Annotated in this window: 14 protein-coding genes and 1 riboswitch; of the genes, 7 read left to right on the top strand and 7 right to left on the bottom strand. The window is 42.8% G+C overall.

Annotation, left to right across the window (positions count from 1 at the left end; genetic code table 11):
* Positions 1 to 48: 48 nt before the first annotated feature.
* Both trmB and Q7U33_RS02785 read right to left on the bottom strand, forming a co-directional pair.
* Positions 49 to 768, bottom strand: coding sequence for a tRNA (guanosine(46)-N7)-methyltransferase TrmB (gene trmB, locus Q7U33_RS02790; RefSeq protein ID WP_304858069.1), 720 nt, complete (start codon positions 766 to 768; stop codon positions 49 to 51).
* Between the two features lie 61 nt (positions 769 to 829).
* On the bottom strand, positions 830 to 1,993 hold the full coding sequence (locus Q7U33_RS02785; RefSeq protein WP_304858068.1) for a class I SAM-dependent methyltransferase: 1,164 nt from the start codon (positions 1,991 to 1,993) through the stop codon (positions 830 to 832).
* 40 nt (positions 1,994 to 2,033) lie between these two features.
* Between Q7U33_RS02785 and Q7U33_RS02780 the strand changes: the two genes are divergently transcribed.
* The 3 genes from Q7U33_RS02780 (at position 2,034) to topA (ending at position 6,463) form a co-directional block, all read left to right on the top strand.
* Complete coding sequence (locus Q7U33_RS02780) at positions 2,034 to 2,783, top strand: pteridine reductase (protein WP_304858067.1); 750 nt, start codon at positions 2,034 to 2,036, stop codon at positions 2,781 to 2,783.
* Positions 2,784 to 2,848: 65 nt separating this feature from the next.
* Positions 2,849 to 3,754: a tRNA 2-thiocytidine(32) synthetase TtcA gene (gene ttcA, locus Q7U33_RS02775; protein ID WP_304858066.1), complete on the top strand. Its 906-nt coding sequence runs from the start codon at positions 2,849 to 2,851 to the stop codon at positions 3,752 to 3,754.
* Between the two features lie 111 nt (positions 3,755 to 3,865).
* Positions 3,866 to 6,463 carry a type I DNA topoisomerase gene (gene topA / locus Q7U33_RS02770; protein WP_304858065.1) on the top strand — a complete coding sequence of 866 codons (2,598 nt, stop codon included), beginning with the start codon at positions 3,866 to 3,868 and terminating at the stop codon, positions 6,461 to 6,463.
* Between the two features lie 161 nt (positions 6,464 to 6,624).
* Here the strand turns inward: topA and phoU are convergent, their stop codons facing one another.
* On the bottom strand, positions 6,625 to 7,332 hold the full coding sequence (gene phoU / locus Q7U33_RS02765; RefSeq protein WP_304858064.1) for a phosphate signaling complex protein PhoU: 708 nt from the start codon (positions 7,330 to 7,332) through the stop codon (positions 6,625 to 6,627).
* Between the two features lie 80 nt (positions 7,333 to 7,412).
* On the bottom strand, positions 7,413 to 8,072 hold the full coding sequence (gene rpiA, locus Q7U33_RS02760) for a ribose-5-phosphate isomerase RpiA (RefSeq protein ID WP_304858063.1): 660 nt from the start codon (positions 8,070 to 8,072) through the stop codon (positions 7,413 to 7,415).
* Between the two features lie 80 nt (positions 8,073 to 8,152).
* Here rpiA and ilvA point away from each other — a divergent pair, with 80 nt between their 5' ends.
* Both ilvA and Q7U33_RS02750 read left to right on the top strand, forming a co-directional pair.
* On the top strand, positions 8,153 to 9,664 hold the full coding sequence (gene ilvA, locus Q7U33_RS02755) for a threonine ammonia-lyase, biosynthetic (RefSeq protein WP_304858062.1): 1,512 nt from the start codon (positions 8,153 to 8,155) through the stop codon (positions 9,662 to 9,664).
* Between the two features lie 236 nt (positions 9,665 to 9,900).
* A complete protein-coding gene (locus Q7U33_RS02750; protein WP_304858061.1) occupies positions 9,901 to 11,031 on the top strand; it encodes a glutaminyl-peptide cyclotransferase in 1,131 nt (376 codons plus the stop codon).
* A 49-nt stretch (positions 11,032 to 11,080) separates the two neighbouring features.
* Here Q7U33_RS02750 and Q7U33_RS02745 read toward each other — a convergent pair whose 3' ends face one another.
* On the bottom strand, positions 11,081 to 11,539 hold the full coding sequence (locus Q7U33_RS02745) for an EVE domain-containing protein (protein ID WP_304858060.1): 459 nt from the start codon (positions 11,537 to 11,539) through the stop codon (positions 11,081 to 11,083).
* A gap of 67 nt (positions 11,540 to 11,606) precedes the next feature.
* On the opposite strand from Q7U33_RS02745, the gene Q7U33_RS02740 reads away from it, so the two are divergent.
* The gene (locus Q7U33_RS02740; protein WP_304858059.1) at positions 11,607 to 11,978 is read left to right on the top strand and encodes a DUF2237 family protein; all 372 of its coding nucleotides are present in this window, start codon (positions 11,607 to 11,609) and stop codon (positions 11,976 to 11,978) included.
* Between the two features lie 454 nt (positions 11,979 to 12,432).
* On the opposite strand, the gene Q7U33_RS02735 is transcribed toward Q7U33_RS02740, so the two are convergent.
* Positions 12,433 to 12,723 (bottom strand): cell division protein ZapA, encoded by a 291-nt coding sequence (locus Q7U33_RS02735; RefSeq protein WP_304858058.1) that lies wholly within the window; start codon positions 12,721 to 12,723, stop codon positions 12,433 to 12,435.
* Between the two features lie 34 nt (positions 12,724 to 12,757).
* Positions 12,758 to 12,946, bottom strand: a complete 189-nt coding sequence (locus Q7U33_RS02730; protein ID WP_304858057.1) for a hypothetical protein — start codon at positions 12,944 to 12,946, stop codon at positions 12,758 to 12,760.
* 123 nt (positions 12,947 to 13,069) lie between these two features.
* Positions 13,070 to 13,323, top strand: a riboswitch (cobalamin riboswitch).
* 49 nt (positions 13,324 to 13,372) lie between these two features.
* On the opposite strand from Q7U33_RS02730, the gene Q7U33_RS02725 reads away from it, so the two are divergent.
* The gene (locus Q7U33_RS02725) at positions 13,373 to 15,361 is read left to right on the top strand and encodes a TonB-dependent receptor domain-containing protein (protein ID WP_304858056.1); all 1,989 of its coding nucleotides are present in this window, start codon (positions 13,373 to 13,375) and stop codon (positions 15,359 to 15,361) included.
* Positions 15,362 to 15,427 lie beyond the last annotated feature (66 nt).

Genomic DNA, 15,427 nt, shown 5'->3' with positions numbered 1-15,427 from the left:
TCTCCCCAAAACGGTACCAAACCATTTTTCACTAGGATTTACTTACATCTACTTACGCGTAAACACCATATCCCATACACCATGACCAAGCTTTAGGCCACGATTCTCAAATTTAGTTAGTGGGCGATAGCTTGGTTTGACCGCATAATCTTCCGCTGTGTTTTCTAACTGAGTTTCTGCCTTAAGCACTTCTAATACCCATTCAGCATATTCCTGCCAATCAGTTGCTACGTGAAGATAGCCTCCATGCTTAAGCTTGGTGCATAACAACTTGACAAACTCAGCCTGAATCAAGCGGCGTTTGTGGTGGCGTTTTTTATGCCAAGGATCCGGAAAAAAGATATGTACGCCATCCAAGCTCGCATCCGCGACCATGTTGTGTAGCACTTCAACCACATCATGTTGAATCACACGGATATTTGTTAACGCATTTTCTTGTATGAGTTTAAGCAATGCACCCACGCCTGGTGTATGCACTTCAGCCGCTAAAAAATCACATTCGGGTAGCACTTGAGCAATTTTGGCAGTTGTTTCACCCATGCCAAAACCAATCTCTAGAATCTTTTTACTATCTGCTCGATTAAATACAGCATTTAGATCTAGCAACTCGGGCACATAACTCACACCAAATTGTGGAAAACCTGTTTCTAGCGCACGCGCCTGACCTTTAGTTAAACGCCCCTGACGCAATACGAAACTGCGAATACGGCGCTGGCTTAGCGCTTCGGTTTCATTTTCAACTTGCTCTGTTTGATTTAATGTATTCATAAGGGCGAATTATACTTCAGGTACAACAACTCAGCACGGCCACATTGCTGACATTATTGTTTTAAAGCATATGTGATTTATCACCAGACGCAAATCCAATCAACGCTTGATTCAGCCCTTTACCCAAGGCAATCACTTTAAATAAATCGCCCATTTCCGCAGGAGACAATAACTTTTGCGCCGCTGCAGCCAACGGTGCATAGCGCGCCATATCATGTGGAGAGACTTGGCTCATGATGTCTAAAATACCGCAGTTCATTAAAAATTGTGCTTGTGAACAAAAGCCCATCAACTCAAGACCACTTCGCTCCCCTGCATTAGCAACACTAGTAAAATCCACATGCGCAGTAATATCCTGCAAGCCAACATAAATCAGCGGGTTAACATGTGCGTAATGCTGGTAATGGCACATCAGCGTACCTAGATTACGTTGCGGATGATAATACTCGCGGGCTGAAAAACCATAATCAATCATGACAATTGCGCCACGCTTTAATGCACAACCCAAGCTACTCACAAGCCCAATCGCCTCAGGGCTTACTTCTGTCAGATAATCATCAGGCAACCCATAGGCACTAGCCAAATCATAAAGTGCGCCAGCTGGTAAAGGTTGATCTTGCCAATAAAAATCACCATTAAATGCGACCCCTCGCTCACACAGTGTTTGTGAATCTGTAGTGGCAGACTTGTAAACCAGATGCACGGGAACAGCATCAAGCACTTCATTACCTAACATAACACCAACAAAATTTTCGGGCAAAGTATCCAGCCAAACCACTCGCTCCATTAGTGTTGCTGGCAGGCACTTCTGCATTGCTTCTAACTGAACTTGCCGCAAGTAAGCACTAACTTCAAGAATGTAATAATGAGTGGGTAATTGGTTAAGTGTCTGCAAGCTCAGCAGTAAATCAACGGCGAGCTTACCTGAGCCTGCACCTAACTCAAGCACGTCGCCCTTTGTTTCATCTAACACTTGGGAAACCTGGTTAGCCAATGCCTGCGCAAACAGCGGGGAAATTTCAGGTGCGGTGACAAAATCTCCGCCTACGCCGAACTTTTTAGCGCCGCCGCTGTAATAACCTAGGCTGGGTGTATAAAGTGCCATCTGCATAAAGTCAGCAAATGATAGCCAACCGCCATGCTGACTGATTCTATCTTGAATTAGCAACGCAAGCTGCTGACTATGCGCTTGCGCATCAGCGTTAGGAATAGGTAATGAACTCATAAGCCATTATAATATTTTAGAAGAAAGAAATGAGTAAACTGTGGATACAAACAAAGATAAAGTTATTTTAATCACTGGTGGCGCAAAGCGCGTTGGTGCCGCCATGTGTCGTGAGTTACACAAGCATGGCGCAAAACTAATGATTCACTACAACACCAGCATGTCAGAGGCTCGTGCGCTACAAGCAGAACTCAATTTATTGCGCGCAAACTCAGTCTCTATTATCCAAGGTGATTTGCTTAACAACAACGTATTACCTACACTGGTGAGTGAAACTGTGAATCAGTTTGGCAAATTAGACGTGCTCATCAATAATGCGTCAACTTACTACCCAACAGACTTAGGGCAAATTAACGAAGAAAATTGGCAAGACTTAATCGGTAGCAATTTAAAAGCACCTGTATTTTTAGCACAGGCGGCTGCGCCTGAGTTGCGTAAAAACCACGGCTGCATTATTAATATCACTGACATGCATATTGAACGCCCGAAAAAGGGCTATATTGTTTACAGCGTGGCAAAGGCTGGCTTAGTGACACTCACCAAATCACTCGCACATGAGCTTAGCCCCGAGGTGAGAGTCAATGCTGTTGCCCCAGGGCCTGTACAATGGCCAGAAAGCAACCCGCAATTTGATGAAGTCTATCGCCAGCGCGTCATTAACCAAACTTTGCTTAAGCGTGTAGGCGAAGCGGAAGACGTAGCCAAAGCCGTTAAGTTCTTGATTTACGACGCACCATTTATCACAGGGCACGTATTAGCAGTTGATGGCGGCCGCTCTTTAAACCTGTAACGACATTTAATGAACACCCATCAAACATGATGCCACTTTGTAATATATTTTAGATTTAAAACATAATGATTAAACACTTACCAGACAACCATTCAAACAACTTTATCAAACTACGCAATAGTTTGATTAGTGCCACGGGCAAAGCCATTGGTGACTACAACATGATTGAAGAAGGCGACACCGTGCTGGTATGTATGAGCGGCGGCAAAGACTCTCACGCTATGTTGATGATTCTGCTCGCATTGCAAGAGCGCGCCCCTATCAACTTCAAACTGATTGCGATGAATCTTGATCAAAAGCAACCAGGCTTTCCCGCAGACATACTGCCAGCCTATTTCGAGAAGCTAGGAATTGATTATCGAATTGTAGAGGCAGACACTTACTCTATCGTTAAAGAAAAAATTCCTGAAGGTAAAACCACATGCTCGCTGTGCTCACGCTTGCGTCGCGGGGTCATTTACACCACTGCCAAAGAATTAGGTGCTAATAAAATTGCACTTGGTCACCACCGTGATGATATTGTTGAAACCTTATTTCTGAATTTATTTTTTGGCGCGAAAATGAAAGCCATGCCGCCAAAGCTAGCGACTAACGACAAACAAAATATCGTGATTCGCCCTTTGGCTTATTGCAGTGAAAAAGACATTGCCAGCTACGCACGTCAAATGGAGTTCCCTATCATCCCTTGTGACTTATGCGGCAGCCAAGAAAACTTACAGCGTCAAAAAATAAAAGACATGCTACAAAGCTGGGAGCGCGAACAACCTGGGCGTATTAATAATATATTCCGCGCAATCACCAATGTAGAGCCCTCACACTTAGCTGATACTAATTTATATGACTTCAAAAATTTGAGTCAGGCCAAAGCAGATGATGAAGACCCTTTATTCGGAGATATTGCCAATGAAGGGGCTGCATTAAGTTTAGCCAGCACAGAAGGTAGCAAAATTGAGTTTATTCGCAACAAATAAGGTAACAAGCAAAAAAAATGGCACTATATAGCTTAAGTTGTTGTATTTTAGGCAATGTCCTTGTTATCATCCAAAATGTTATAAAAGCAAACTCCTTATTATTAGGCATTCATGTCCAAACTACTTATTGTTGAATCTCCATCTAAAGCAAAAACGCTCAAAAAATATCTTGGGAGCGATTTTGAGGTACTTGCCTCTTATGGACATGTCCGTGATTTAATTCCTAAAAATGGCGCGGTAGATACCGAAAATCAATTCGCCATGAAGTACGACATCATTGAACGCAACAGTAAGCATGTAGACGCGATTGCAAAAGCGGTTAAAAATGCTGATAGCATCTATCTAGCAACCGATCCGGACCGCGAAGGTGAAGCCATTTCTTGGCATATTGCGGAGATTTTGAAGTCTAAGAATCTACTTAAAAACAAACTCATGAAACGTGTCGTGTTTCATGAAATTACCAAAGGTGCGGTAGAGCACGCGATTGCCGAGCCACGCGACATTTCCATGCCTATGGTCAATGCGCAACAAGCACGTCGCGCACTGGATTACCTAGTCGGCTTTAATTTATCTCCATTACTATGGAAGAAGATCCGTCGTGGACTATCAGCTGGCCGCGTACAAAGCCCAGCACTACGCCTGATTGTTGAGCGTGAGTTAGAAATTGAAGCGTTTAAATCACAAGAATATTGGTCTATCCATTTAGATGCATTAAAACATCAACATGGTTTTAAAGCTAAATTGGTACAACTCAACAATCAAAAAGTTGAGCAATTCACTGTGATTAACCATGACCAACAAGCTGATATTGTTGGCAAACTACTGTTAGCCAGCGCAGGTAAAACTACAGTATCGCGCGTTGAAAAGAAACAACGTAGCCGTAGCCCTGCTGCGCCATTTACGACGTCAACACTACAACAAGAAGCAGTTCGCAAACTTGGCTTTACGACTTCACGCGCTATGCGTGTGGCACAGCAACTATACGAAGGTGTTGATGTAGGTAGTGGCACTGTTGGTTTAATCACCTACATGCGTACCGACTCATTTAGCTTGGCTGCTGAAGCGGTCATGCAGATTCGTGACTATGTTAAAAAGAATTTTGACGCTGATTACCTACCAAAATCACCTGTCATGTACAAAACGAAGTCTAAAAGTGCTCAAGAAGCGCATGAGGCGATTCGCCCAACCGACATCTCACGTACACCAGCCAGCGTTCGCCAATATTTAAACGACGAACAATTCAAGCTGTATGAAATGATATGGAAGCGCGCACTTGCTTGCCAAATGGCACCCGCTAAATTTGACGCAGTCAGCGTAGATTTAAGCGTGGGTAGCGATGCCAACCTGTTCCGCGCAACAGGCCAAACCCTTGTATTCCCTGGCTTTATTGCAGTATATATGGAGGGCTCAGACGACGAGGAAGAAGAAGACGAAAGCAAACTGCCTAATCTAGAAACAGGTGAAGTACTCACTGTTGAAAAAATTTACGGCGACCAACACTTTACCGAACCACCTCCGCGTTACTCTGAAGCTAGCTTAGTAAAAGTATTAGAAGAGTACGGCATAGGCAGACCTTCTACCTATGCAAGTATTATTAGCACTCTGCAAGACCGTGAATATGTGCTATTGGATAAAAAACGCTTTACACCCACAGATGTTGGCCGAGTTGTGAACAAGTTCTTAACTGAACATTTCACCAAATATGTAGATTACGACTTCACTGCAAACCTCGAAAATGCACTAGACAGTGTAGCTGAGGGTGAGCGCGAGTGGATTCCACTCATGGATGAGTTCTGGAAAGACTTTAACCAGCAAATTCACGACAAAGCTGATGTTGACCGTCCAGGCAACGAACTTATCGATGAAGCATGCCCTAAATGTGGCAAGCCATTACAAAAACAACTCAGTAGATTTGGTAGTTTTATTGGCTGCACAGGCTATAACGACACGCCGAAATGTGACTACAAACGCAGTATCGATGGCACAGCCAACGCAGGTGCAGACCCAGTTACCATTGGTATAGATGCCGCCACCAGTAAAGAAATTTACCTGATGAATGGTCCTTATGGTCCATATTTACAGCTAGGCCTTGCCGTAGAAGGCGAAAAGAAAAAACCAAAACGTGTGAGCATTCCAAAAGAAATTCCGCTTGCCGATGTCAACCTAGACACGGCCAACATGTTGATATCTCTGCCACGTGACCTTGGCTTACATCCAGAAACTAACAAAAAAATCATTGCGAATATTGGCCGTTTTGGCCCTTATATCAATCATGATGCTAAATTTAAATCTATCCCCAAGCACCTAAGCGTATTTAGCATTGACTTAGACGCTGCTGTAGCACTGTTAGCTCAGGCAAACACAGGCCCTGCTCCGCTTTGCTCATTAGGTAGCCACCCAACGGAAGATGGTCAAATTGAGGTATTTGCTGGACGCTACGGCCCTTATGTACAACATGGAAAAATTCGCGCAACCTTACCAAAAAGCGTAGAGCCTGAATCTCTAACCATGGAAGAGGCGCTAGAGCTATTAAGCGCAAAAGCAGCAAAAGAAGCACCTGCTAAAAAAACAGCGGCAAAAAAAGCGATCACTAAGAAAACGACAGCTACAAAACCAGCGACAGAGAAGAAGGCAAGCGCGACCAAAGCTAAACCTGCCGCGAAGAAAGCAACTCCTAAGAAAACTGCTGCTAAAAAAACCAGCACATGACCTAATGTTGCCTAACTTAATATAGCAATATTTAGACAGCAATATCAACGGCTTAGCCAAATAAAAAAGCGGTTTTAAAAACCGCTTTTTTATTTGATTCACACAATACTTTATGTGCTATGGCTAAGTACTATGACACTAAAGTACTATGACACTAAGTACTATGGCTCGAACGTTTCTCTTTCCATCTCTTGCACTGAGATATGACGAACATCTTTGCCTTTAACCATATACACGACATATTCGGCAATATTCTTAGCATGATCGCCAATACGTTCAATTGCTTTGGCAACAAACAAGACCTCTAACGACATAGAAATCGTACGCGGATCTTCTAACATAAAAGTAATCAACTGACGCATGGCTGAACGGAAATGCTCATCCACTTGCTCATCTTGTCTTGCCACTTCTACAGTTTTACTCACATCCAATCGAGCAAAGCCATCTAGCGAGGTGCGCAACATTTCTCTCACCAATGCCACCATCGATTTAATTTCATTAAAGCGTGGCTTGTACATACGGTCTTCATCAAAAATCTTTTGTGCAGTACGGGCAATTTTAGTGGCTTCATCACCAATACGCTCAAGATCCGTGATAGTTTTCACCATCATCATCACCATACGCAAATCACTTGCAGCAGGCTGGCGACGCGCGATAATCTGACTACATCCTTCGTCAATTTGCACTTCAAGGGCGTTTACAAGGTGATCGTTATTCATCACCTCTTTAGCTAGATTTGAATCTAACTTCACCAAGGCTTCAAGTGCCTGTACGATTTGCTGCTCAACCAAGCCGCCCATCTCAAGCACTTTACCTCGTAAAGCCTCTAGTTCTGCGTCATATTGCTTAAAGGTATGTTCAGATTGCATTTTTTTAATTTCCAATATCTGCTGATTAACACAGTCTAACAACTCAATATGACAATATTATTACAATTAAATATCAAAACTTACTTTTGATAGGTTTTTACACCATCAGCAGTTGCTAGTAATAATACGTTAGCTGGACGAGCTGCAAACAGGCCATTAGTCACAACACCCACGATTTGATTGATTTTTGCCTCCATCGCAACAGGGTCAGTAATCGCTAAGCCATGTACATCGAGAATCAAATTGCCGTTGTCAGTTGTAAAATCGCGTAACTGTGGTTGACCACCTAACTTAACTAGCTCACGTGCAACATGGCTTTTTGCCATCGGCAACACTTCTACAGGCAATGGGAACTTACCTAACACTGGCACATATTTAGTAGCATCACAGATACAAATAAATTTTTTCGCAACAGCAGCAACAATCTTTTCACGTGTTAATGCGCCACCGCCACCTTTTAGCATGTGCATATGTTCTGTAATCTCATCAGCACCATCTACGTAAATTTCCAAATCATCTACTGAATTCAAATCAAACACTTCAATACCATGACCACGTAAGCGTTGCGCTGTTGCTTCAGAGCTAGCGACTGCACCATCGATCTTATGTTTTACTTTCGCTAACTCTTCAATAAAAAAGTTAGCTGTTGAGCCTGTACCTACACCAATGATGCCGCTTTTTACATATTCCACTGCCGCTTTTGCCACTTGTTGCTTTAATTCGTCTTGTGTAAACGCCATTTACTTAATTCCTTATAAATTCTTTATAATGTCAATCAAACCATAACTATACACCGCTACTAACTAATACAAAATAACGCATGTCTACTAACTACCTAGAAAAAATCAGAAACTCTCGCGTTTATGACGTGGCTAAAAACACGCCATTGGACTTTCAGCCAAACTTATCGGCACGCATACACAACCGCGTATTATTAAAACGTGAAGATATGCAACCAGTCTTTTCCTTTAAGCTCCGTGGTGCTTATAACAAAATGGCAAACCTGCCAAAAGCAGCGCTAGATTCAGGCGTGATTGCTGCGAGTGCAGGCAACCATGCACAAGGTGTAGCGCTGTCAGCACAAAAACTGGGCTGTCGCGCTGTGATTGTGATGCCAACAACCACACCTCTCATTAAAATCAATGCAGTTAAAAGCCGTGGCGCTGAAGTAGTGTTGTTTGGTGACAGTTACTCAGATGCCTATGTGCATGCGCTAGAGCTAGAAAAGTCTGAACACCTCACCTTTGTACATCCTTATGATGACCCTGATGTCATTGCAGGCCAAGGCACCATTGCGATGGAGATTTTAGACGCTCACCCAGAACCCATCGAAGCAATCTTTTGCTGTGTGGGTGGCGGCGGTTTATTAGCGGGCATTGCAGCTTATGTCAAAGCGGTTCGCCCAGAAATTAAAATTATCGGCGTGGAAGCGCGTGATGCGGAAGCGATGACCGAGTCCTTACATAAAGGTCATCGCGTCATGCTAGATCAAGTTGGCTTATTTGCTGATGGTGCAGCAGTCAAACAAGTGGGTGAACATACATTTGCGCTTTGCCAACAATATGTTGATGAAATGATTGTGGTAGATAACGACGCTATTTGCGCAGCTATTAAAGATGTATTTGAAGATACACGCAGCATTTTAGAGCCAGCTGGTGCGCTTGCTACAGCAGGACTCAAAGCCTATGCCGCACGAGAAAAGCTGGAAGGTAAAACACTCATTGGCATTGCTTCTGGCGCCAATATGAACTTTGACCGCTTACGTTTTATTGCTGAGCGTGCGGAACTGGGTGAAAAACGTGAAGCAGTACTAGCTGTGACTATTCCAGAAAAACCAGGTGCATTTAAAGCCTTCTGTCATCTACTTGGTAACCGCAATATCACAGAGTTTAACTATCGCTACTCTGACCAGAAAGAAGCGCACATTTTTGTAGGTGTTGCCGTAAACGACCCGACAGAATCCGCAAAGCTTGTAAAAGACTTAGAATCACATGGCCTACCTGCACTAGATTTATCAGACAATGAAGTTGCTAAGCTACATTTACGCCACTTGGTTGGTGGTCATGCGCCACAAGCCGAAAACGAGGTTGTGTTCAGATTTGAGTTTCCTGAGAAACCTGGCGCATTGATGAAGTTTTTAGACACGATGGGGCATGATTGGAACATTAGTCTGTTTCATTACCGCAATCATGGTGCAGATTTTGGTCGTGTATTAGTCGGGATGCAAGTGCCACCAAGTGAACTATCTGAGTTTTCTAATTTCCTAAATAATCTAGGCTATCCATACTGGGATGAAACGCAAAATCCAGCTTACAAATTATTTTTAGGCTAATTGCACGGTACGTAATAACGGTGATGAAAATTGGTTAATATCAGCCACATTGGTTGGTTGATATTAACCAATGCATCACCTCTCAGTATTTAAGCTTTTGTTTTTAATTGATTATACCTACGAGTATAGTTTTTGCTTGCTTTACCCAGCTAAGGTCTTAACTTAAAAACCAGCTAGGTCTTAACTTAATAAAAAGATCAGCATGTCATTTTCAGAAGTCAATTTGGAGAGAACGTATGAAATTTACACCCACATTTAGCAAAACGCGTATTAGTTTAGTGTTACTAGCGCTTATGGCAGGCATTAACGGCTGTAGTAAAGAACCTGCCACTGAAACGCAAGCAGTTGCAGAAGATCAATCCACAACTAACAGCGTTGCTTATGTAACACGTCAAGATGCTGGTGTTAGTGTAATCGACCTTGCCACCATGCAAGTGATTAAAGAATTTGATGTTAAAGCAGAATCACCACGTGGCCTAGGCATTACAGATGACGGCAAGAAGCTGATTGTAGCGACACGTGAAAACGAAAGTATTTCAGTGATTGATACCGCTACTGGTGAAGTCTTACAGCAAATTCCTGTAGGTAAAAATCCTGAGTTCGTGCGCATCAGCGGCAATTATGCATTCATCTCATCTGAACCAAGTGCAGTAGGTGGCCCACCACCAAAACCAGGCCAAAAACCAGCAGAAGAAGAGGATGACGACGATGATGATGACGCTGAACCAGCGCGCATCGCTATTGTAGATTTAGCGCAAGGCAAAAAAATACGTGATATTGTTGGCGGCCCAGAAACCGAAGGAATTGAGTTTTCAGCTGACGGCAAAAATCTTGTCATCACCAACGAAGCTGACAATACGGTGACTGTGCACAATATTGACGACGGCAGCTTGGTTAAAACCATTCACACCCATGAACACGGTGACCGTCCACGTGGCATCAAAGTCTCTCCTGATGGCAACACTTACCTTGCAACACTGGAGTACGGAAACAAGTTTATGGTACTAGACAAAGACTTTAACTTTGTACGCACCGTAGACACTGGTGAAACCCCTTACGGAATTGCTTATGACAAAAAAGGTGAACGCATTTTTGTCGCTGCTAATAAACAAAAAGCACTGCAAGTGTTTGATGCAAAAACATATGAAAAAGTAAAAGACATCCCGACAGGCAACCGCTGCTGGCACTTTACATTCACACCTGACGACAAACAAATCTTATTAGCTTGCGGCAAGTCGGATGCTGTATTTGTGATTGATGCTGAAAAATTAGAAGTCACCAAGCAAATTGAAGTGAAAGACATGCCTTGGGGAATCGTGACATATCCAAAATCAATGGGTAGCTTAGACACTAAAAAATCTAACTAGTCGATTTAGTGAGTGATTGAGTAAAAAGCGCCTATCCCTAGGCGCTTTTTTATTTCAGCTTATTAATAATGAATTGCCAATCCCTAGGGTCTACTGGCGTAATTGAAAGTCGATTGCCGCGTTGCAAAATACGTAAGTTTTGCAGCTCAGGCGTTTCTCGCATTTCTTTTAAACTCAACAATTGTGTTTTGCGTACTAACTTAACATCTACATTAAACCAACGTGGCGACTCTGGCGTGGCTTTCGGGTCAAAATACTTATGCCCTTCTATAAACTGCAAGCGATCAGGATAAGCAAGCGTAGCGACTTCAGCAACCCCTGCGATACCAGGCTCTGCGCAATTTGAGTGATAAAACAAAACCCCATCACCCACCTGCATCTGGTCACGCATAAAATTGCGCGCCTGATAGTTACGCACCCCATACCAATCTACCGTTTGATTCTGAAAGCCAGCTAGATCGTCAATTGAAACATCAGATGGCTCGGACTTCATTAACCAATATCGCATTACGTTTTCCTGTCAAAAATGATTGCCTATGATAATCTATATCCAATCCAATTAAACCATCTCCAACATGACAAAACCACAACAAAAAAACGTACTAGGTACCGCATTACAAACTTGTAGCTTAGACCCCATAACAGGCTTCACTCGCTCAGGATGCTGTGAAACTGGCGCAGACGACCATGGTAGCCATACTGTATGCGCGCAAATGACTGAGGAGTTTTTAGCGTTTTCAATATCAAGAGGAAATGATTTAAGCACACCACACCCTGAATACGGCTTTGCTGGCGTAACTGCTGGAGATCGTTGGTGTTTATGTGCAAGCCGTTGGTTAGAAGCATCTGAGGCAGGATTTGCGCCCCCAGTCATTCTGGAAGCATGCCATGAAAAGTGCTTGGAGATTGTTAGCCTAGCTGATCTGAAATATCACGCATTAAGGTAATGTGTGATAAACAGGCTCACACTGAACACAGGCCTGATTCCATTTCTAAATCATTTGTGTCTAGGCGACGAGGCGAAAACAGTGCTGTAGCACGGCGAGCCGAAGATAACAACGACCGAAGGATTTAGCATTGGAATAATCATTAAGGAGTTCTCCACGGACATAGCCTAAGCCAGCATCCTGAACCAAAAAGGCTCAAGTGGTAACAGCCTAGAGCGCATTAGGTACACCCGCCACAAGTGCTCTAAAAGAACACCTACTAGGGCGCGCACACAACAACTCGAATGACTAAAACCGATGCTATAAACTAGTTCAAGGAATTATTAGCCTAAACCACGCCGCAGAGAACAAACTGTATAACCTGACGTTTTGATGATTAACTAACCAAATATTTAATCAACAAACGATTGAATTGATTCTACTCTACTTACAGAAAAATTCTCACCTTTTTATATTACTTCTCTATAACTTGATCTATCTGATCTTGCATATCAGAGACTCTACGCTTGATATCGCCGATATTCACATCACCGCTTTTACTATTAAGCAACTCATAAGATAAGTTTAACGCTGTCATAATTGCAATACGCTCTACACCAATGACCTTGCCGCTATCTCGAATATCACGCATTTTTTTGTCTAAGTAATTAACGGCATTTAGCAAACCAGGACGTTCTTCATCCGTGCATGACACAGTAAAGTCACGCCCCATGATATTGACATCAACGCCTTTAATTTCACTCATTAGCTTTTACTCAAAAATAATCATTGATTGAAACTCAAGGCAAGCTCTGCATCAAAGCTTCAATACGCTCACTCGCTTTTGCCATGTTCGCTTTTAACAATGAGGTATCAGCCTCCATCGCGCCTAGATCAACGCGCAGACGTGCATTCTCATCCCGCAACTCATTATAGCTTGCGATTAATTGCAACAGTTTTTGTTCCAGTGCGGTTAAGTCTGCGTCCATACACTCACTATAATTGAAAAAAATGATTGTAGTCAATAGTTAACAGTGATTTTTAAAAGTATTACAACACATTGTAAAAAAAATTATTATTGATAATTAACTTTATGGAATTTTTAGGCGCTATAATTGCCGCTGTTGATAGGTGCCGAATTTGTGATTCACAAACAAGGTGAAACTGGGAAATAGGTGCGTTAACGCTTTATTATTTAAAGTAAACAATGCCTATGCTGCCCCCGCAACGGTAAGTGAGTATGATTTTCAATCATCTTGTTTTGCAATAAACCACTGAACACCACTATTTTCATAGTACACGTTTGGGAAGGTGTAAAACATAGCGCTCATAAGCCCGGAGACCGGCCTCGCAACAATTAGTTGGAAATACCGCGGGGTGACGGTTTATCAAAACGTACTGCATGGCTGATGCCTATGCGTCATTTTTTTCGTTTCGATACTTTAAACTCTCCAGTATTTCCTTTTTCACAGTTACATGCGGGGTCGCATGTCACAAAAGGAAATAGAATGAATAAAAAAGTCATCGCAGGGCTAATCAGCCTTGCTTTTTATCACACCTCGTCATCTGCTACAGAAAGCATCAACTTAGACGAAGTTGTTGTCACGGCCACTCGAACATCACAAGCACGTGAAAACGTTATCGGAGATGTAACCGTCATTGATCGCCAAGCAATTGAACGCATGGGTGCAGGCTCTATTACTGACCTATTACGCATGCAACCAGGAGTACAAATCAGCGCCAACGGTGGTGCGGGCACAGGGAGTAATGTATATCTACGTGGCACAAATGATCAGCATGTTGTTGTATTGGTAGATGGCTTACGAATCAACTCTGCTACATCAGGTACAACCTCTTTTGAAAATATTCCACTTGGTCAAATTGAAAGTATTGAAATACTTCGCGGACCAGCTTCTAGCTTATATGGTGCCGATGCTATTGGTGGTGTTATTCAGATATTTACACGTAAAAATATTTCTGATGCACCAGTGGTGAGTGCGGCAGCTGGGCTTGGCTCTTTCAATACAAAAACTGCTGAATTTGGCATTAGTGGTGCAGTAAGTGCGCTTAAATATGGTGTAAATGTAAGCAGTATGGATACTGAAAGCTTTTCTGCTAAACGTATACGCGTAGGCAAAGATGCTGATGATGATAGCTACCGCAATTTAAGCACGTCCGCTTTTTTGGAACTGGCACTAGCCCAAGGTCATACTTGGGGTTTGCAATTTTTTGAAAGCAAAGGTCATGCGGAGTTTGATAATAATTATGAGAACTTTGGTGAGCAAACGCTACAAAGCTATGCATTTACCAGCAAAAATCAATTTACTGATATATGGCATAGCACATTTAAGCTGGGCATGGGCGTCGATGATTCGGACAGCCACGCAAGACCTAATACCAACCCAGCAAGTTCGAGTTACAACCCTAGCGGCATTAGCCAGTTTCGTACAGAGCAACAACAACTGACTTGGCAACATGACATTCAGCTGCCGATAGGTGCACTAACCTTAGCGTATGACAGGCTAGAACAGGACGTAGATGCACAAAGTAATGTTAAAACCACCGTTAAGAAACAACGTAACAACGATAGCTTCTTGGCAAGCTATTTAGCCAATGTTGATAAACACACGTTACAGCTTTCATTACGTGAGGACCATAACACGCAGTTTGGCAACTACACCACTGGTGGTGTTGGCTATGGTTACCGTATTACACCAGAGTGGCGTATCACTGCCAGCTACGGTAAAGCATTTAAAGCGCCAACCTTTAACCAATTATATTTTCCTAACTTTGGCGATCCTACTTTGACTCCAGAAAAGTCAGATAACATAGAAGCTACCGCTAGATATACAGGTCAACACTTTAATGCTGGCATCACCATATTTGAAAATAAAATCCGCAATCTGATCGCAAATGCTGGGCCTGCCACTTCTGGATGTACGTTTGGAGGATTCTGCCCTATCAACGTTGGAAAAGTTGAAATTCTGGGCACAACAATCGACGGAAACTGGAACATTAATGACAACTTATTACTGAGCGGAAATCTGACAATACAATCACCTCGTGATGAAGAGACAGACCAGCTACTCGTCCGCCGTGGTAACCGCTATGGCACCGTTAACCTCATGCACACGTGGGGGAAGTTACAATGGGGATCTGAAATTACAGGAGCATCCACGCGCTACAACGACACAAATAATACAAAAGCGATGAGGGGCTATATGCTAGTTAACTTCACCGCCAACTATAAACTCTCTCCTGAGTGGAAACTTGAAGCACGTGCAAATAACGTTTTCGATAAAAATTACATTATTGCTTACACAGGTAACACAGTAACCGCTGTGCCTTACAACACAGCTGGCAGCAACTTGTTTGTAGGATTGCGCTACAGCATGAAACATTAACTTTAACCAACAATTGGCGAGTGAAAGCTCGCCAAAATAAATACTTAAGCAAAACACATTTACGCT

This window comes from Methylotenera sp., assembly GCF_030653755.1.
Classification (GTDB): domain Bacteria; phylum Pseudomonadota; class Gammaproteobacteria; order Burkholderiales; family Methylophilaceae; genus Methylotenera.
The sequence above is the reverse complement of the archived record's forward strand: the minus strand, read 5'-3'. Positions and strand labels throughout refer to the sequence as shown.